Source organism: Haloferax sp. ATCC BAA-644, assembly GCF_000336975.1.
Lineage (GTDB): Archaea > Halobacteriota > Halobacteria > Halobacteriales > Haloferacaceae > Haloferax > Haloferax volcanii.
Genome location: NZ_AOLF01000021.1, coordinates 126,345 through 145,307, shown reverse-complemented (window position 1 = coordinate 145,307; position 18,963 = coordinate 126,345). Strand labels below are relative to the sequence as shown.

At 65.2% G+C, this 18,963-nt stretch carries 19 protein-coding genes; 11 read left to right on the top strand and 8 right to left on the bottom strand.

Annotated elements, in window-relative coordinates:
- Positions 1 to 5 precede the first annotated feature (5 nt).
- The gene (locus C458_RS09405) at positions 6 to 1,244 is read left to right on the top strand and encodes a four-carbon acid sugar kinase family protein (RefSeq protein WP_008575190.1); all 1,239 of its coding nucleotides are present in this window, start codon (positions 6 to 8) and stop codon (positions 1,242 to 1,244) included.
- Entirely contained in the window at positions 1,244 to 2,251 is a 1,008-nt protein-coding gene (gene pdxA, locus C458_RS09400; protein WP_008575189.1) for a 4-hydroxythreonine-4-phosphate dehydrogenase PdxA, read from the top strand. Before C458_RS09405 ends, pdxA begins: the two co-directional genes overlap by 1 nt.
- 68 nt (positions 2,252 to 2,319) lie before the next feature.
- Here the strand turns inward: pdxA and C458_RS09395 are convergent, their stop codons facing one another.
- The 3 genes from C458_RS09395 to C458_RS09385 all read right to left on the bottom strand — a co-directional run bounded on the left by C458_RS09395 (position 2,320) and on the right by C458_RS09385 (position 6,308).
- Complete coding sequence (locus C458_RS09395; protein WP_008575188.1) at positions 2,320 to 3,084, bottom strand: IclR family transcriptional regulator; 765 nt, start codon at positions 3,082 to 3,084, stop codon at positions 2,320 to 2,322.
- Between the two features lie 654 nt (positions 3,085 to 3,738).
- Positions 3,739 to 5,199, bottom strand: a complete 1,461-nt coding sequence (locus C458_RS09390; RefSeq protein ID WP_008575187.1) for an FGGY family carbohydrate kinase — start codon at positions 5,197 to 5,199, stop codon at positions 3,739 to 3,741.
- A gap of 347 nt (positions 5,200 to 5,546) precedes the next feature.
- Entirely contained in the window at positions 5,547 to 6,308 is a 762-nt protein-coding gene (locus tag C458_RS09385) for an IclR family transcriptional regulator (protein WP_004041991.1), read from the bottom strand.
- A 212-nt stretch (positions 6,309 to 6,520) separates the two neighbouring features.
- Here C458_RS09385 and C458_RS09380 point away from each other — a divergent pair, with 212 nt between their 5' ends.
- From C458_RS09380 to C458_RS09355, 6 genes are all read left to right on the top strand, one after another.
- Entirely contained in the window at positions 6,521 to 6,946 is a 426-nt protein-coding gene (locus C458_RS09380) for a secondary thiamine-phosphate synthase enzyme YjbQ (RefSeq protein ID WP_008575186.1), read from the top strand.
- 2 nt (positions 6,947 to 6,948) lie between these two features.
- Positions 6,949 to 7,725: a class I fructose-bisphosphate aldolase gene (locus C458_RS09375; protein WP_008575183.1), complete on the top strand. Its 777-nt coding sequence runs from the start codon at positions 6,949 to 6,951 to the stop codon at positions 7,723 to 7,725.
- Between the two features lie 28 nt (positions 7,726 to 7,753).
- Positions 7,754 to 8,431, top strand: coding sequence for a triose-phosphate isomerase (locus C458_RS09370; protein ID WP_004062781.1), 678 nt, complete (start codon positions 7,754 to 7,756; stop codon positions 8,429 to 8,431).
- Between the two features lie 106 nt (positions 8,432 to 8,537).
- Complete coding sequence (locus tag C458_RS09365; protein WP_004062782.1) at positions 8,538 to 8,834, top strand: PTS sugar transporter subunit IIB; 297 nt, start codon at positions 8,538 to 8,540, stop codon at positions 8,832 to 8,834.
- A 172-nt stretch (positions 8,835 to 9,006) separates the two neighbouring features.
- Positions 9,007 to 10,449: a PTS galactitol transporter subunit IIC gene (locus C458_RS09360; protein ID WP_008575180.1), complete on the top strand. Its 1,443-nt coding sequence runs from the start codon at positions 9,007 to 9,009 to the stop codon at positions 10,447 to 10,449.
- Positions 10,450 to 10,564: 115 nt separating this feature from the next.
- Entirely contained in the window at positions 10,565 to 11,026 is a 462-nt protein-coding gene (locus C458_RS09355) for a PTS sugar transporter subunit IIA (protein WP_004062784.1), read from the top strand.
- Positions 11,027 to 11,113: 87 nt separating this feature from the next.
- On the opposite strand, the gene ptsP is transcribed toward C458_RS09355, so the two are convergent.
- Positions 11,114 to 12,796 (bottom strand): phosphoenolpyruvate--protein phosphotransferase, encoded by a 1,683-nt coding sequence (gene ptsP, locus C458_RS09350; RefSeq protein WP_008575176.1) that lies wholly within the window; start codon positions 12,794 to 12,796, stop codon positions 11,114 to 11,116.
- A 128-nt stretch (positions 12,797 to 12,924) separates the two neighbouring features.
- Between ptsP and C458_RS09345 the strand changes: the two genes are divergently transcribed.
- Entirely contained in the window at positions 12,925 to 13,203 is a 279-nt protein-coding gene (locus C458_RS09345) for an HPr family phosphocarrier protein (RefSeq protein ID WP_081603250.1), read from the top strand.
- A 525-nt stretch (positions 13,204 to 13,728) separates the two neighbouring features.
- On the opposite strand, the gene C458_RS09340 is transcribed toward C458_RS09345, so the two are convergent.
- From C458_RS09340 to C458_RS09330, 4 genes are all read right to left on the bottom strand, one after another.
- Positions 13,729 to 14,121: a hypothetical protein gene (locus tag C458_RS09340; RefSeq protein WP_008575172.1), complete on the bottom strand. Its 393-nt coding sequence runs from the start codon at positions 14,119 to 14,121 to the stop codon at positions 13,729 to 13,731.
- A 76-nt stretch (positions 14,122 to 14,197) separates the two neighbouring features.
- Positions 14,198 to 14,347, bottom strand: a complete 150-nt coding sequence (locus tag C458_RS18460) for a hypothetical protein (RefSeq protein ID WP_008575170.1) — start codon at positions 14,345 to 14,347, stop codon at positions 14,198 to 14,200.
- Positions 14,348 to 14,458: 111 nt separating this feature from the next.
- Positions 14,459 to 15,667, bottom strand: a complete 1,209-nt coding sequence (locus C458_RS09335; protein ID WP_008575168.1) for a nitrate/nitrite transporter — start codon at positions 15,665 to 15,667, stop codon at positions 14,459 to 14,461.
- An 83-nt stretch (positions 15,668 to 15,750) separates the two neighbouring features.
- Positions 15,751 to 16,395 carry an SDR family oxidoreductase gene (locus C458_RS09330; protein ID WP_008575167.1) on the bottom strand — a complete coding sequence of 215 codons (645 nt, stop codon included), beginning with the start codon at positions 16,393 to 16,395 and terminating at the stop codon, positions 15,751 to 15,753.
- 169 nt (positions 16,396 to 16,564) lie between these two features.
- Here C458_RS09330 and C458_RS09325 point away from each other — a divergent pair, with 169 nt between their 5' ends.
- Both C458_RS09325 and C458_RS09320 read left to right on the top strand, forming a co-directional pair.
- Positions 16,565 to 17,578: an NADP-dependent oxidoreductase gene (locus C458_RS09325; RefSeq protein WP_008575166.1), complete on the top strand. Its 1,014-nt coding sequence runs from the start codon at positions 16,565 to 16,567 to the stop codon at positions 17,576 to 17,578.
- Between the two features lie 124 nt (positions 17,579 to 17,702).
- Positions 17,703 to 18,950, top strand: coding sequence for an ABC transporter substrate-binding protein (locus C458_RS09320; protein ID WP_008575165.1), 1,248 nt, complete (start codon positions 17,703 to 17,705; stop codon positions 18,948 to 18,950).
- Positions 18,951 to 18,963 lie beyond the last annotated feature (13 nt).

The following is an 18,963-nucleotide window of genomic DNA, read 5'->3' as shown; positions in this document are numbered from 1 at the left end:
TCGGTATGACCGAGTTGCAAGCAGTCGTCATCGCAGACGACATCACCGGAGCGAACGACACCGGAAGTCAATTCGCCAGTCGGGGGTATCGGACGAACGTCGTGTTCGACCCGAACGCACCGACGGACTGTGACGTTCTCGTCGTCGACACGGAGACGCGGGAAGCGCCGCCGACGGAGGCGTACGACTCGGTTCGAACCGTCGTGGCAGCCCACGACGCGCCCGTCCTGTACAAGAAACTCGACTCGACGCTCCGCGGGAACGTCGCTGACGAACTGACTGCGCTCCTCGACGCCGCGACGCCGGACCTGCTGTTGCTCGCGCCGGCGTTTCCCGCGAACGGACGGACAACGGAAGGCGGCGTCCAACTGGTCGACGGAAACCCGGTCCTTCAGACGCTCACCGACTCGGAGAACCTCCCTTCGGCGTCATCCGTCGTGGACTTGCTCTCGTCGGTCCCGTATCCCGTCGAAACGATGCACACGGGCATCGTAGACGCGGGACGGCAGGCCGTCCGGTCGCGGCTCACCGAGATACACGGACGCCACAACGAACCGACCGTCGTCGTCGCCGACGCAACGTCGCAGACACACCTTCGGTCGCTCGCCGACGCGGCCGGCCGGCTCGCCGCCGATGTCGCCTACGCGGGGAGCGGCGGGCTCGCGGGGGCGTTGTCGCTCTCGCCCACAGACGGGGGCGAAGGGGCGGTACTCGGGGTCGTCGGGAGCGTCAGCGAGACCTCGTTCGAGCAACTCACCCCAGTCCCCGACGGTGCGCTCGTGGTACTGGACCCCGAGGCGATGCTCGAACGCCCCGAGGAAGCCGCGGCCTCTGCGCTCGGTCCGCTTCTCGACGCACAGCGCGTCCACGGCTTCGCCGTCGTCACGTCGGCCGCGTCTCCCGGGGCCGTCGACGCGGTGCGTCGGACCGCGGACGCGCTCGGACTCGACGAAAGCGCCGTCAAAGACCGAATCGCGACGGCGTTGCGCGAGACCGTCCGACGAGTCCACGAGTCGCGGCCACTGACCGGCCTGTTCACGACCGGCGGTTCGACGACTATCGCGGTGCTCGACGAACTCGACGCGGCATCGCTCGACCTGACGGGAATCGAACTTTCGGATGGGGTTCCACTCACCAGAATTCGCGGCGGGCCGGCGGACGAGACGTTGCTCGTGACCAAGGCAGGGTCGTTCGGTGACCCGACGACAATAGTTAATTGCCTCGACTTCATCGGTACGCGGTGATGACGGAAGCAGAGAGACCCCTCGTCGGCGTGACGATGGGAGACCCCGGTGGTATCGGAAGCGAGATAATCGTCAAGGCAGCACCGCAGGTGACCGACGACGCGGACGTCGTCGTCATCGGTGACGCAGACGCGGTCCGGAACGCGGTAGCGCAGTGCGGGAGCGACCTGACCGTCGAGGCGGTCGACACCGTCGCTGACGTTCGGTCCGCCCCGTCGACGCTGCCCGTCCTCGACCTCGACAACGTCGCGTCGCTCGCTCACGGCGAAATCGACGAAGCGTACGGACGAGCCTCGCTGGAGTACGTCGAGCGCGCCATCGAACTCGCCATCGCAGGCGACATCGACGCCATCGCGACGGCTCCGATTCACAAGCAGGCGACGGCACGGGCCGGAAGCGAATTCGCGGGCCACACCGGGATGCTCGCGGCGTACACAGAGACGGACAACTACTCGATGATGCTCATCGAGGGGGGACTGCGCGTCACGCACGTGAGCACGCACGTCCCGCTCCGCGAGGCCTGCGACCTCGTGACGACCGAAAACGTCCGCGACACCATCACGGTCACCGCTCAGGGGTTGCGCGACCTGGGAATCGACGACCCGACGATCGCCGTCGCCGGCTTGAATCCCCACGCCGGAGAGGGCGGACTCCTCGGAACGGAAGACGACGACGCCATCGAACCGGCGGTCGAACGAGCCCGTGCGGCGGGCATCGACGCCGAAGGGCCCATTCCGCCGGACACCGTCTACGTCAAGGCGGCCGCCGGCGACTACGACTGCGTCGTCTCGATGTACCACGACCAGGGCCACATCCCCATCAAGATGCTCGGCTTCGACAGCACCGACACCGTCAGCGGCGTCAACATGACGGTCGGACTGCCGATTATCAGGACGAGCGTCGACCACGGCACGGCGTTCGATATCGCGGGACAGGGCATCGCGTCCGAGTCGAGCATGGTCGATGCGATTCGGACCGCCGCCCGCGTCGCCGTCGAGCGAGCGTGACGAACACGGAGCCCTCGTCAGGTGGTTTCGGCGGTGTTCCGACTGGCGTGGAAACATCGCATCGTCGGTTACGCGTGTTCTATCTTGAGTTCGATGATGTTGGTCCCGTTGAGAATCTTGTGTGAGAGTTCCTCTTCGACGCGGTCGTCCCGGAGTTTGTTCGACGGGACGGTCACGCTGATCGCGCCGACGGGGTTGCCTTCGATGTCCTGAATCGGCGCGCCGACACAGCTGATGCCCACGTCGCCTTCGTCTCGCTCGATAGCGTACCCGCGTTCTCGTGTGGCGTCGAGTTCCTCGAAGAGCGCCTCGCGCGTGTTGACGGTGTTTTCGGTGACCGCTCGAAGCCCCCACTTGTCGACGATGTCGTTCACCTCGTCGTCGGAGAAACACGAGAGGATGGCCCGCCCGAAGGCCGGTCGGTGGAGGTACGAGTGCTTCCCCACGGGCGCGAGGTCGACGGCGGCGTTGTCGCCGCGCGCCATGAAAATCACGACGCCGCGACCGCTCTCCTCGATTGCGAGATTGACCAGTTCACCGGTCTCTTTCGCCAAGTCGTGGACGACCTGTCGCCCGTGTCGGTAGACCGGGAGCCGCTCTCGAATCTTGCCCCCGTAGTGGAGGAACTGAAGCGAGAGTCGGTACTTGCTGTCCTCCTTGACGACGTACTCGTTCTCTCGGAGCGTTTGTAGGTGGACGTAGACGGTGCTCGTCGGGAGTCCGGTTCGCTCCGACAGTTCCGTCACCCCGAGTGAGTCCTCCTCCACTAGCGCCTCGACGATTTCGAGAGTCCGTTCAACCGCCTCGAGCGTTCGTGGTTCGTTGCTTGCCATACGATAACACACTGTTTCCAACCTGATTAAATATTTGGGTTTGGGCGCAGTCGAGCACGGTTACCACTGCTGAATCGAACGCGAGTCGAAAAAGCGACCCTAGGTCGGGGTATCGGCTGTCTCACCGACCATCATTCGGCGTAGGGCTCTCCGTCTCCGTCTCGAAACGGAACCGTTGCATGCAGAGAAGCGCTTTCAGAACGTCCGCCTCCGTGTGCGACAAGTGGATGGTTTCGGAATCGTCTGCGTTGTAATACCACGATTACGAACGGGTCGGGTCGAGAGTTGCGTTTCCACCCTGAGTGAAAGCACTAAACGGGACGAGTTGCACTGCGTGGGGACTTGCTCCGTGATAGCCACGCGAACGCACGGTATCGAGTGTCGCTGGAGTGGTTCGGCGGCGAGCGAGCGACCCGCGGAACCGTAACGCCGGTTGGAATGGTCGCCGCTGGTCGGAGCCGCCGTGCATCACGTTCCACGCGGGTTGGAAACCGTTTCGGACCGAGCGGTCACGCGCTTCGCTCGGATACGAGATAGGCAGTGTAGATTACAGGTGTATGCTTGTAATACATCAGGGAATTACGGTTCCCGCGTCCGTGCCATCGACGCGGTCGGTCGTCGTCCAGTCGGCGGGCCTCGCCGCCACGGTCGATGTCACTCCCGTTGATAGAACGCCGCGATGTCCCGCCATCGGTCGAAGTACGCCTCTTTTTGCGTATCGAAGTCCGCGCTGACCGACGGGTCCGGCTCGATAACGTCGCGCTCTCGGAGGAGGTTTTCCGCCGCCGTCTCGACATCGCTGTAAATCGACGTGATGAGCGCGGGAGCCATGACCGCGCCGGCAGTCGTCCGCGGCTCCATCTCGACGACCGGGCGGTCCCATATCGACGCCCGGAGCGTATTCCACCAGTCGTAGTTGCCGTCGAGCGTCGGCGTCCCGTCGTTGATGACGAGCACGCGGTCGATGTCCGTGTCGAAGTGTTCTTCCACCAGCGAGATGTATGTCCACTCGGTCAGGATGATGCCGGTAATGAGCCCGCGCGCCAGTCGGCCGTGGACCTCCTCGGTCGACAGGGAGTTGTCGTAGTTGAGGCCGAGGAGCGACCCCGCGACGTCGGCGTCGAAAAACGGGCTTCGGTTGCCCTTGAGGAACACCTCGTAGCCGTGGCCGCTCGGGACTTGTCGGGCGAGTTCGAGCCCGCGCTCCGGCGTGCAGTTGAGGACGCGGTCGAAGAACCATCGGAGGAGGTTGCCGGTGTCGAACGACGCACCTGGCAGATAGCCGTCGATGGGGTGGCGGTGGTAGTACAGCGCCGGGTGGGGCGAGACGGACTCCGAGACGTATTTGACGACGCTCGACGCGCCGAAGGTGATGCTGAAGTCCCCGGGTTTGACGCCGCCGTTCGCCAGCACCGAGGCGTTGCCGTCAGTGAGCCCCTGAAAGAGTTTGATACCGTCGAAGCCGGTCCGCTCGGCCAACTGACCGTCGGCGACCCCGATGAACGAGCCGGGGGGGCGAATCGCTGGAAAGAGCGACCGAGGCAGGTCGAGCGTCTCGAACAGCGACTCGAACCACGTGGGGAGTGGCGTCGTCACGTCGGCGCCGAACTTCAACGCGTTCGTCCAGTCGGTCTCGATATCGCGCCACGGCGTCGACGCGTCGAATCGGAGCCGGTACAACAGCCACGTCGTCGGGCTGAGAATCCACTCCACCCGCTGGAACTTTTCGGGGTGCTCCTCGCGAAGCTTCAGAATCTTCGGAAGGGGGCTGGTCGGAGAAAACGCGATATTCTGGTTAATCGAGAGGTCAGACAGGTCGAGGTCGCGGAGCTTCGACGCCTGTTCGGGCGCGGAATCGAAGTACATCTGCGGGGGGAACACCGGCTCGCCGTACTTATCGACGAGCACGGCGGTCCCCGACGTACTCGCGACCGAGCCGATGCCGGTCTGCGGGAGCGCCGGCGCCGCCTCGTGGAGCGCTCGCTCCCACGCGAGCGTCGTCTGCTCGGCGACGGGTGCCTCACCGCCGGCGAGTCGTTCGCCGTCGGTGCTGTACACATCGACATGCACGCTCGCGGTACCGAGATGAACGCCGACCAGTTGCGGGCTCTCCATACCACGCCGTCACGCAGGACGCCATTAAATCCTTCCGAGGATGGTACCTCGGCGAGGGCACGAGGGCGCAGTTCGGCCGACTGGCGACAGCAGGGTTCAGTTGTCAATAGTTAGCATACGCTCTATCGGAGAGCATATCCGGTTGACAAGTAGCTCCGGTTCGGGGGAATACAATTAGATAACCGCAGAGATAAGAGACATAATCAGATAGACCATAATTATTGTTGGAGTAGTATTCATTCTGTATTTGAGAACGGACGTGCACTCCGACTGAACGGCACCGTCGGAGTCGGCGGCGACTTGTAAGAGTCGTCGAGATATTCATTACAAAGGTATGCTTGTAATCGTTAGTGGTTCGTGTGGAGTTCGATGACGTTGGCGGCGCTCTGGACGATGTCGGGAACCTCGTCGGTGAACCGCTCGTTATTCATGCGGCTGACGGGTTGCGAGACGCTGATTGCACCCAGGACGGTCCCGTCTTTCGCGATGATGGGTGCGCCAACGCATCGGAGCCCTCTGATGAGTTCCTCGTTGTCCACGGCGTAGCCCCGGTCACGGACCGTCGCCAACTGTGCGTCGAGTTCAGCCCTGTCGGTAATCGTCTGGTCGGTCTCCGCGGGAAGGCCGTGTTCCTCGATGATTTCGTCGACGCGCTCGGACGGGAGGTGCGCCAGTATCGCCTTTCCGAGACCGATGGCGTGGAGCGGCCGTCTGAGACCGGGGTAGATGTCTAAATCGACCGCCCGCTCACCCTGTTCGGAGGCGAGATAGACGCCCTGTCCGTACTCCTCGACCATCAGGTTCGCGAGTTCGCCGGTCTGGGACGCCAACCGGTGGACCTCCCGCTTCGCCACCTGATACAGCGGGTGGCGGTGCTGTACGTATCCCCCGAACCCGAGCAGGCGGAGACTCAGTTCGTAATCGGTCCCGTCGCGGACGACGAACTTCTCGGCTTCGAGCGTGCTGAGGTGGTTGTGAACCGTGCTCTTGTTCATCCCGAGTTCCCGCGCGAGGAACGTCACACTGCTCGACCCGTGTTCTCGAAGCGCGTCGAGCACCCGAATCGTCTTCCGACTCGTTTCGATCCGGTTGGGCGCGTTTTCTGTCATAACTGCGTGTCGTCGAGGCAACCCTAAATAGTTTGTTCCATCGAGCAGAACAACTGTTCGACTCAGTGAGACAGAGGGGGCGAATCACCGACACCGTCCGAACGGTAGTTGTAGAAGGAGAGCCCAAGATATCTGCCGCCTAACGGCCGCTGTGCGGTGTTCGGGAGATTGTCGGCAAAAACTATTTACGCTCACTCCCTGAGCTACGGTGTATGGAGATACAGACAGAGAGCTTCTCCATCGAGAGCCACAGCAGGTTCGAGATTCTGAGCGTCACACCCGAGGTGGAAGCGACCATCGAGGACCTCGGCGTGACCGATGGACTCGTGTACGTGTCGACGCCCCACACGTCTGCGGCGCTCTCGACCAACGAGTACGAAGAGAAGCTCCTCGACGACATGATTGACAAGTTCAAGGAGATAGCCCCCCCGGACGACGGCTACTACCACGACCTCGACCACATCACCGCGGGCGAGCAGCCGAACGCCCACGCGCACCTCATCTCCGCGATGATCAAGCGACCGGTCCTTCTCGTCCTCCGCGACGGGGAGCTCGACCTCGGGACCTGGGAGGAGGTCATGTTCTTCGAACTGTGCGGCCCGCGCGAGCGAACGATTACCACGACGATTCTCCAATAACCATGACGGACCAACCACTCGGACGATCGGTGACTGTCGCTATCGACCACGGCCTCCATTGGGGTTCCCTCGAGGGGTTCGAGGACCCCGCGGCGCTCCTCGACACGGTGTTGGACGCCGGCCCCGACGGTATCCTGGCGAGCGTGCCGTTTCTGAAGCGCTTCGAAGACCGAATCGACGCCGCCGGCGTCCACACCATCGGCACGCTCGACCTCCTGTACGACTCGACGATGCCGGGCGACATCGAGAACGCCGAAATCCATTCCCAGGTGTTCAGCGTCGAGGACTGCGCCGAGGTAGCCGACGCCGCGAAAGTCGCGCTCGTCTTCGGGCGGGAGAGTCCCGACGTGCTGAAGGAGAACGCCGAGTTCGTCGCGGCCGCGGCCGAGGACTGCGACGACGCGGGGATTCCGCTCATCGTCGAACCCACATTATGGGGCCAGCGCGCTGACGACGAGTTCGACACCGACTACCTCGTCAACGCCAACCGCCTGGGCTTCGAACTCGGCGCGGACATCCTGAAGACGCCGTACCCACCCACGGGCTTCGAGCGCATCGTGCACAACGCGCCGGTGCCGACGTACATCGCCGGCGGCCCCACCGTCGAGACGGACCGAGCGGTACTGGAGATGGTCCACGGTGCCGTCGAGGCCGGTTCGCAGGGCGTGATGTTCGGCCGGAACGTCTGGCAGCGGGACGACCCCGCGGCCATCATCGACGCGCTCTCGGCCATCGTCCACGAGGGCGCGACTATCGAGGAGGCGGAGACGCTGTTATGACTCCCCGAGGTAGTCCCCGGACCCACTCATGAATCTCCCGTACCCCCACTTTCAGGTCAACTTCAAGGTGTATCCGGACACGAGCGGCGAGGACGCGCTCGCGTTCGCGCGGCTGCTCGAAACGATAGAGGCGGAGACCGACGCGCGCTTCGTGTTGACGCCGCAACTGCCGGACATCCGGCTGATAACCGAACACACCGACCTCGCCGTCACCGCGCCCGCGATGGACGCCGTCGAGCCCGGTCGCGGGATGGGGAAAATCCTCCCGGAGACCGTCGCAGACGCGGGGGCCGACGGCGTCGTCATCAACCACGCGGAGAACCGCGACACGCTGTCCGACCTCGTGTGGAAAATCGAGCGCTGTCGCGACCTCGACCTCGACTCGGTCGTCTGCGTCGACAGCATCGAGATGGGTCGCGCGGTCGCGGAGTTCGACCCCGACTCGATGATATACGAGATGCCCGAAGACATCTCGTCGGACCGCGCGATTACGCAGACTCACCCCGACCGCGTTCGCGACTTCATGTCGATGGTCGAGACGGAAAACCCGCGCACTCGCGTCCTCGTCGGCGGCGGCATCTCGACCGCCGAAGACGTCCGCCTCGCGTTCGAACAGGGAGGTCACGCGACCGGTGCCGCGTCGGCCGTGTCGCTCGCGTCGGAGCCGGAGCCGCTCCTCCGCGATATCGCCGCGAGTTTCCCCTGAGACGGCCGCCGACGGCAGACCGCCCCGTCTCGCTCCGCTCGGGACTGCGGCGCGTCGGACCGGCGCAATCTTTTTAGTGGTCATCGATGATGTGCAATACACGACAATGACAGCGAAAAACATCCTCGTAGTGTGTGGCACATCGGTTGCAACGTCGACGGTCGTCAAGGAAGCGCTGAAAGAGAAGCTCCCGGAGCGCGGCCTCGACATCGGGACCATCGCTAAGGCGAAGGCGACGGAAGCCCCCGGCAAGGTCTCGTCGGGGAACTTCGACCTCATCGTCACCACGACGCAACTCAACGAAGACAAGTTCGACATCCCGGTCATCCACACGACGGCGTTCATGACCGGTATCGGCCAAGACGAGGTCCTCGACGACATCGCCGCGGCGCTCGAAGGCTGACCGATACGTCGCCGACACGAATCATTCACGAATGACAGCAACATTTATGTAGAGACACTCTCATTCTGAGACAGGGTTGTGAGTTAATAACATGGCAGTACCAGACGTATTCTTACAGAGTGGTGTGAGTTCCCTGTTGAATTCTATCAACAGCGTAATCCAATCGTTGGGCGTGAGCGTCCTCCTGCCGATAATCATCTTCCTCATCGCGCTCGCGTTCCGGGTGGACGTGTTGAAGGCGGCGCGCTCGTCCATCCTCATCGGCATCGGCTTCATCGGCATCAATCTCGTCATCGGGCTGTTCAGCGAGAACATCAGCCCGCTGGCCCAACAGATGGTCGAGGTGACCGGCATCACGCTTCCGGCGGTCGACGTCGGCTGGCCCGCCGCCGCCGCCATCGCCTTCGGTATCGCGGAACTCGGCGTCTGGATGATTCCGCTGTTCGTGGTGATGAACCTCGTCCTCTTCGCTATCGGCTTCACGTACACGCTCAACGTGGACATCTGGAACTACTGGCACTTCGCCTTCATCGGCGGACTGGTCTACATGAGCACGAACAACTGGCTGTACTCGGTGGCGGTCGGGCTGACGCTGGGGCTGTTCGTCCTCGTGGCCGCGGACTGGACGCAACCGGCCGTCGAAGAGACGTTCGACACGCCCGGAATCTCCATTCCGCACGGGACCTCGGCACCCTACGCCGTCGCCGCGATTCCGATTCACTGGGCGGTGGATAAGACGCCGCTCGGGAACATCGAAGCCGACCCCGACGCGATTCAAGACCGGTTCGGCATCCTCGGTGAACCAATCTTCGTCGGCCTCGCTATCGGGCTCGTCATCGGTATCGCCGCCTACAGTAACGCGCTCTTCGTCGCCGAGAGCTGGTACGCCATCCTCACCGCCGGCATCTCGTTCGCCGCGGTGATGCATATCCTCCCGATGATGGTCGGCATCCTCATGGAGGGGCTGACGCCGCTTTCGGAGTCGATTCGGAACTACATGACCTCGCGGTTCGAAGACCGCGACATGGCGATCGGCCTCGACTCGGCCATCCTCATCGGCCACGAGTCGGTCATCGCGTCCAGCCTGCTCATCGTCCCCATCACCATCGTGATGTCGATTATCCTCCCCGGCAACGACGTGCTGTGGGGAATCGACCTGGCGACGTTCCCGTTCTTCTTCGCGCTGATGGTCCCTATCATGAACGGCAACATCGTGAAGATGGTCGTCACGGGCACCATCCTGCTGGTTCCGCTGCACTACATCTCCTCCGCGGTGGCTCCGCTCCTGACGCAGGCGGCTGGGAGCGCGGGCTTCGACCTCGGTGGTCGCGGGCTCATCACGTCGCCCGTCGCTGACGCGGGGTCGCCCGCGACGGGCATTCTGGCCCTCATCCCGGCACCGGTCGCCCTCGCGGTCGGGCTCGTCATCGTCCTCGGTATCTGGGTCGCGCTTCGGATGTGGCCCCAGCGGATGTACATGGTCGCCGGCGCGTCCGAAGAGAAAGCGCGGGAGACCGTCGAACGTCGTCACACCGGCAAAGGCGGCGGCCTCCTGCCCAACAAAATCGGCTCGACCGTCGACGCCTCGGGCGCGGAGGGTCGCTCCGACGACTGACCGCGCAGTTACCCGTCGGTGTCCGCGACTCGACCGCGACGAGTCGCCGCGTTGTGCGGCATCGCCGGCGAACCGGTACCAACACTTTTCTCGGAGACTCGCGTACGACTCATCGATGCGAACCGAAAGCCTCGAACTGACTGGCGAGACGGACGAAGCGGTCCTCACGGAACTCGGCGCGTACGCCTACGACCAAGGCTGGGCCGACAAGAGCTACGCGGACGCCCTTCTGGCACGCGAAGCCGACTACCCGACGGGACTCGACATCCCGACGATGGGGTTCGGTATCGCCATCCCCCACGCCGACCCCGACCACGTCACGGAACAGGCCGTGCTCCTCGGACTGCCGCCCGCGGGTGAGTCGATAGCGTTCCGGAGCATGGACAACCCCGACGAGCGCGTCGACGCCGAAGTCGTCGTGTTACTCCTCGTGACAGACACCGACGGCTACTCGTCGTTCCTCTCGAACCTCGCGAAGCTCTTCCAGGCCGAGGAGTTCGCGGAACTGACGAAGCGCCGCGACGCCGACGGCCTGCTCGACCTCGTCGTCGAGCGCTGTGTTGATTTCGACGGCTGAGAGGGAGAAGGCGACGCCGTGGAGTGGTGCTTCACGACGAGCGAGCGGCCAGTACTCCACTTCACTCCATGCCACTCTATCCAGTTCTCAGTCGACGAGCGCTCGCACGTCCTCGCGGGTCTCGGCGCTGAGAGCCGCCTCGGCGAGCGCCGCCGCCGACTCGTCGTCGATGTTCCGGACACCGGCTTTCACGTCGGGAATCGTCACGGCGCTCATGCTCAGTTCGTCGAGGCCGAGCCCGACGAGCAGTTCTGTGAGGTCCGGGTCGCCCGCCATCTCGCCGCACATACCGACCCAGGCGTTGCCCTCGTGGGCGGCCTCGACCGTCCGCGCGATGGCGCGGAGGACCGGCGGATGAAGCGGGTCGTGTAACGAGGCGACGCGGTCGTCGTCGCGGGCCGCGGCCATCACGTACTGCGTGAGGTCGTTCGTCCCGATACTGAGGAAATCGAGGCGTTCGGCGAACTCGCGGGCGACGAAGACCGACGCCGGCGTCTCGACCATCGCGCCGAGTTCGGGGACCGCGCAGTCGATGCCCTCGTCATCGAGTTCCGCGGCGATTGCGCTCACTTCGTCGAGGAGTGCGTCGAGCTCCGTAACCGTCGACACCAGCGGGAACATCACGGCGAGTTGCGCCGGACCGGCGGCGGCACGCAGAATCGCGCGGACGTGTTCCTCGAACAGTTCGGGCCGCTCGCCGGGTGCGAACCGGACGCCGCGAACGCCGAGAAACGGGTTATCGCCGGGGTCGGAGTCGACGTACGGAATCGGCTTGTCGCCCCCGATATCGAGCGTTCGGACGACCACGCGCGACCCGGCGAACGTCTCGCACACCTCGTCGAGCGCCTCGTACTGCTCGTCTTCGTCCGGCGGCGTCGCCCGGTCGAGAAAGAGGAACTCCGTTCGAAAGAGCCCGACGCCGTCCGCACCGCGTTCGGCGGCCGCCACCGCTTCCCGCGGCGTTCCGACGTTCGCGGCGACTTCGACCTGCCGGCCGTCGGCCGTCGCGACGGGGTCGTGCCGGACCGTCGAACCGCTCGATTCCCGCGCCGCGGCGACGGCGTTTGCGTCCGGGTCGACGGTCACGTCGCCCGTGGTGCCGTCGACGACGAGACGCGTGCCGTCGGTGAGGTCGAGCGCGTCGGGGGCGACGCCGACCACCGCCGGAATCGCCAGCGACCGAGCCATGATGGCGGCGTGCGACGTGCGGCCTCCCTCGACCGTGACGAACCCGGCGACCGCGTCGGGGTCTAACTGTGCGGTGTCGCTCGGAGTGAGCCGCTCCGCGACGAGCACCGTTCCCTCGGGGAGCGCCGAGAGGTCGACCCGCTCGCGGTCGAGCAGAATGCGGAGCAGTCGGTCGCGCACGTCGCGGAGGTCGTCCGCGCGCTCGGCGAACATCCCATCCGCGCCCTCGAACGTGGCGATCGGGTCCTCGAACGCCCGCGAGACGGCTCGCCCGGCGGTGACGCCGTCTTCTCCGACCGCGGTTTCGACGCCGTCGGTTATCTGTGGGTCGTCGAGGAACTGCAGGTGCGCGTCGAATATCTCCGCTTCTTCCGCGCCGACGCGCTCGGCCGTCCGAGACCGCTCGCGGGCGAGTTCGTCCGCGGCTGTCTCCCGTGCCGCCTCGAACCGCTGAAGCTCAGTTTCGGGGTCGGCCGCCGACCGCTCGCTCTCGTCGAGGTCGACCGTCGAATCGTACTGGACGACCGTGCCGACACCGAGGAGCGGCGTCACCCCGACGCCCGAGATTCGGCGGTCGCTCATCGCTCCCTCGTAGCTATCGCTGAATACGCTTCGCTTGCGAACATCGCACGCGTCTAGTCCGCGTCCGCCGGCAAAAACGCTCGCCAAGCGGAAAGGCCTTAGTGCCGGCGTGGGAAATGCCCGCACGGATGGCAGCGAAATCAGCGACAGTAGTCGTAGAGCACGAGACCGGTCTCCACGCACGCCCCGCGTCGATGTTCGTCCAGACGGCGTCGAACTTCGAGACGGACATCTCCGTGCGGAAAGCCGGCGGGGAGACGGAAGTAGACGCGAAAAGCAGCATCGCCGTTCTCTCGCTCGGCGTCGGCCCGGACGAGGAAATCGTCATCACCGCCGACGGCAGCGACGGCGAGCAGGCCGTCGAGCGACTGGTCGAACTCGTCGAAAACGACTTCGACCTCGATTAGTAGACAATCGAACTCGCCACCGACCGCGACGCTCGCGACCGACGGCCGGAGTGACGACGACAGCTGAGCATCGCCGTCAGGACGAGGCTCCGCCTCTCCTGACGGTCGACAGTTGTGGTTCTGCTGTGAGCCGTTGCCGCCGGTGACGCCCGGCGTGAGCACCGTCGCACGGGCCGTGTATTCAAGGCAGTGTTTTGAGTATTCAATAGTAGTAACAATTAACATATGTTTCGAGATGGTGGTTGAGATATTACTTCGAATAGCACCCGGCCTGCTCTTTCAGCTCGTGTGTCGTCAGTTTCGAATCGCAGTTTGATTCGAGAACGCGAGCGACGCACTAGAGAAGCTATCTCGGCGGATTAATGCTTCAGCTGAGGGTATTACGTCGATTCAAGATTTCAACTATACAAACTACATCAATTATTATATATTCAATTGAACATACATGGTTTCCGAACATTTTGTCGGTGGGCGAGAGGGAGAGACCGACGGCGAGTCAGCGGGAAAGTGGGTCCGTCTCGGCGGTCACGAGAAAGTAATCTCGTCACCCTCGAAGTACGCTTGGTGAGTGTCGGTGTCCTCAGCAGTTCCGTCGACATCGAGTTCTGTCGTGGCCGACGGCCCGTCAGTCACGTCGACCGAGACGGTGTACGTTCCGTCGGTATCGAACACGTTGTCGATCGACGCGTTCGGACGACCGTGACCCTCGACGACGGGCACGTCGAGACGCGTGGAGACCAACGTCTCGCCGGTGGCGTCGGTGACAGTCGTCTCGACAGTGATTGGGTCGTCGTTCTGATTAACGAGCACGAGGTCGGGCGCACCGGCGGGCGACGTGCCGAAGCCGGCACATCCCGCGAGGCCGACAATCGCGGCGAGGCCACAGTGGCGGAGGAGTGTACGGCGGGGAACGGACATACCAGTCGGTCGGTCGTTTGGAGCGATAAAATGCGTTGTGCCCGATATCCGCCGGTCAACGCGTGGTTCGCCGTCCCTAGTGGAACGCTCTCCACAGCAGACCGAGGAGGATGAACGGCGCGAACGGAATCATGAGTACTGCAATCCCAGCGACGATGAGCGTCCCCATGAGACCCATCTGGGTGTTCGAGTAGTCGGTTCGAACGGGGTTGACTGCGCGGGCCATACGTAGTCGTCCGTTCCCATCATACATAAGCTGACTGAATAGTTAATATATAAATACCGGCGGGCGAGGGCGGCGGTTACGGGCGGGGAGACGGCGGAGCGGCGCGCGGGGTTACGCCCGCGTCGGTTCCGGTGCGCGGAGCGCCAGAAGCACGCCGACGACGGCGACGCCGCCCGCGGCGAAGAACGCGGGCGCGTAGCCCGCGTAGTCGATGATTGCGCCGGCAGCGATGGGCGCGGCGAACGCGCCGAGGAGGCCGACGCTCGTCAGGAGCGAGACGGCCGTGGTTCGCACCGACGGGGCGACGAGTTCAGCGATGTACGAGAAGATGAGTCCCGTCACGAGTTGGATGGCGAAGCCGACGACGACGACCGCGCCGACGACGGAGGCGAGTCCCGAGACGAACGCGAAGGCGACGACCGCGGGCGTGGCGACGGCGAACGACGAGACGATGACGCGGCGGCGACGACCGCCGAACACGCGGTCGGTCACCACGCCGCTCGTCGACCGCGCGACCGCGCCGATGGCGGGGAACAGCGCGGTCAGGAGACCGCTCGCCGCCAGCGAGATTTCGAACTCGCTGGCGAGGAAGCTCGGCAGCCAGGTGTTGACGAACAGGTACAGCGAGTAGGCGAGAAAACAGAGCGCGCAGACGGTCCAGACCGCCCGGCTCCCGAACAGTTCGCGGAGTGCCGCCCCGTCGGGGGACGGCGCGTCGACACCGGGGACGCGGCGGCGAGTCGCGGCCGCGAAGCACACGACGCCGACGACGGCGACCGCGGCGTACAGCGGGAGAATCGCGGGCCAGCCCGCCGCGTTTGCGATGAGCGGGCTCCCGAACTGCCCGAGGGCGAACCCGACGGGCGCGCTCGCGGTGAACACGCCGACCGCGGTCGCGCGCTGTGCCGGAGGGACCGCGTTGCCGACGACGTTCGCGCCCGCGTTCCAGAACGTGACGTAGGCGAGGCCCCCGAGCACCCGCGAGGCGAGGAGCCAGCCGAACGCGCCGGCGGTGGCCGCGTACCAGCCCCAGCCGCCGGCGACGACGAGCGCGACGGTCGCCAGTCCGACGACGCGGCGCACGGAAAACCGGTCGAGGACGACGCCGACGGGGACGCTCGTGACGACCGCCGTCGCGTACATGATGCTGACGAGCCAGCCCGCCGCGCTCGAACTCAGTCCGAGCGAGTCCTGAATGGCCGGAAAGACGCTCGCCGGGGCGATTTCGTAGGCCGCGGCCGCCGTCGAAAGCAGGAAGAAGCCGACGACGATGCCCAGTGTCTCGCGTCGCGTGCCCGTCGTGTCGTCAGTCGTACTCACGGTTTCGCTACCTGCTCGGCGGAAGGATATGAAACCGCGTGATTGCGGTCCGATTGCGCCGCGGCCGCGGGTGCCTCACCGACTCAGTCGTCTCCGCGGAGCGCCCGCTCGATGGTCGTGTCGCCGCCCGTGAGCGTCAGCGTCTCGCCGACCGTCCGGTCGATATCGAGACTGGCGACGACCGACTGTGCCACGTCGGCCCGCGGAATCTCGGGCGTGTCGCCGTCGAGACTCTCGACGGTCAGCGAGACGGAGCCGGTGCCCGCCGCGTCGGTGAGCCTCGTGGGGCGGAGAATCGTCGCGTCGAGCGACGACTGTTCGAGGTAGTCGTCCGCGCAGCGCTTGGCGACCAGATACGGGCGCAGCGCCTCCGGGCCCGAAAGCGGGTCGCCCGCGCCGATGGAGCTAATCATCACGAAGCGGTCGATACCCGCCTCGACGCAGGCGTCGACCACCCGCCGAGCGCCCCAGAGGTCGACCATGAGCGTCTTGTCCGCGCCGGTCGACCCGCCGGAGCCGGCGGTGAACACGACCGCGTCGGCCCCGTCGAGCGCCGATTCGAAGTCCCCTTCGAGGTCGCCCAGTCGCGGCTCACCGCCGCGGTCGCGGACCGCCTCGAACTGCGATTCGTCGCGGACGACGCCGACGGGGTCGTGCCCGGCGTCCGCGAGTCGGGGGAGTAGCTCTCGGCCGATACCGCCGTTCGCGCCGATGACTGCGACCTGCATCGTTCGCTGTCCCGTAGTCGGCCCGGCCAGATAGGGGCTGGGTTCAGCGAAGGTGGCGTGCGTGACCCGTCGCGGTGGAGCACCGACCCCGACACCCGATATCCCTCGTCGAACCGGCGGGTGCTGCTGGAAGCAACACCGTCGTTGGTCCGCAGGTCGGTGTTCACGTATGCGCGATTCGAACCGCCAGTGGATATTCGTCGAACGACCCGAGGAAGAACCGGACATGGACAGTTTCGAACTCCGCGAGGGCGACCTGCCGGAGCCGCGACACGGGGAGCTCCTCGTTCGCGTGCGGTACCTCTCCGTCGACCCGTACATGCGCGGCCGGATGCGAGACGCGGAGTCGTACGCCGAGCCGTGGTCGGTCGGTGACCCGATGCAGGGGGCCGTCGTCGGTGAAGTCGTCGAAAGCGAAAGCGACGCGTACGATGCGGGCGACCTCGTGAGCGGTAACGGGACGTGGGCCGACTACACCGTCCTCGACGCCGACAACGTCGCGCCGGTCGACCCATCGGTCGCGGACCTCCCCGCCTATCTCGGCGTGCTCGGGATGCCCGGACGAACGGCGTACTTCGGCCTGCTCGACGTGGGCGACCCCTCGCCCGGCGAGACGGTCGTCGTCTCCGGGGCCGCCGGCGCGGTCGGCTCCGTCGTCGGCCAGATTGCGAAGTTCAACGGCTGTCGCGTCGTCGGCTTCGCCGGCTCCGACGAGAAGGTGTCGTGGCTCACCGACGACCTCGGCTTCGACGCCGCAATCAACTACAAGGCGGTCGACGACTACCGGGCGGCGCTCGACGACGCCGCCCCCGACGGCGTCGACGTCTACTTCGACAACGTCGGCGGCCCCATCACCGACGCGGTGTTCACGAAGCTGAACCTCGACGCTCGCGTCGCCGTCTGCGGGCAAATCGCCCACTACAACGACGAGGGCGTACCGACCGGTCCGCGAAAGCTCCCGCAGCTCATCGCGCCGCGCGCGAAAGTCCAAGGGCTGCTGGTCGGTGACTACGCCACCCGCTTCGGACAGGCCAGCGAACGGCTCGGCTCGTGGGTCGCGTCGGGCGACCTCGAACACCGCGAAACCGTCGTCGACGGGCTGGAGAACGCGCCCGACGCGTTCCTCGGACTGTTCTCCGGCGACAACATCGGCAAGCAGGTCGTCGGCGTATCGAAGCCCTAACCCGACGCCGACGCGGGCGTCGGCGGGGCCCGGTCGACCCCCGAACGCGAACCGTCGTGTCGCCCAGTTTTAGGCCGGACTAAATTCCGAAGCAGCTATATTGTTTTAGGCTGGCCTAATTCGTATGCTGGACGACGGCGACGAGAACGCGGAACCGACGCGGAGAGATTACCTGAAGTACGGCGGGGCGCTTTTCGGTGGCGGAGCGCTCGCTGGCTGTACCGGGCAGTCGGACGACGGCGCAACGACGACGGCGACCGAGACCGCCACGGCGACTGGGGCCGAGGCGGAAGCCACCGAAACGGCGACCGAGACGGCCGAATCGAGCTACGAGGCCGAACTGTCGCCGGTCGGGACGGTCACGTTGGACGAGCCGCCGACGAACGTGTTCACCCACTTCCCGTGGTTCCCGGACATGGCGAGCGCGCTCGGGCGGGGCGACACCGTCAACGACCTCTGGTGGGACGGCACCGTCGCGGGGCTCGAATACTTCACCGCCGGCTTCGACGGCTTCGAAATCGAGTGGGCGGACGCGGCGGGCGAGTACGGGTTCACGAAGGAGCGACTGTACGAACTCGACAGCGACCTCCACCTCGTCGACCCCGCGTGGGTGACCACGCAGGACAACTGGAACCGAGCCGACATCGACGAAGTCGCGGACAACATCGGCCCGTGGTTCGGGAACTATTACAGTAACTTCAACGCCGCGCCGCCCGAAGAGTGGGCCGACGGCTACGAGTATTACGACCTCTGGGAGCTGTTCGAGCGCGTCGCGTCGCTGTACGGCGAACGCGAGCGCTACGAAGCGCTCCAGTCCGTGCACGACGACCTGCTCACTACTGTCGAAGACGGCCTGCCGCCGGAGTCCGAGCGGCCCACCGCCGCGTACCTCTCCATCTCGACCGACCTGTCGAGCATCTACCTGCTCCGCCTGAACGCGCCCGGCTACTGGAACGCCCACACCCGGCCGCTCGGCGCGGTCGACGCCTTCGGTGACGAAGAGTTCACGGGGCCGTTCCAGGAGGTCGACGTGGAGGCGCTCCTCGAAGCCGACCCCGACGTGATTCTCGCGCTGTGGACGGTCACGGAGACGTTCGACTTCGACGGGCTGAAACAGAACCTCCGGGACGACCCGGTCGGCCGCGAACTGGCGGCCGTCCGGAACGACCGCGTCTACCCGCAGGGGACCCGGTGGCAGGGGCCGCTGATGAACCTGTTCCAGACCGAGATGACGGCCAAACAGCTCTATCCCGAGCGGTTCGGCGCGTGGCCGACCTACGAGGACGGCGACGACTACCCCGACTTCGGGGCCGACGAACAGCTGTTCGACCACGCGCGGGTCGAGGAACTCGTCGCGGGAGGGGGTTTGTAGGTGCGGGTCCTCG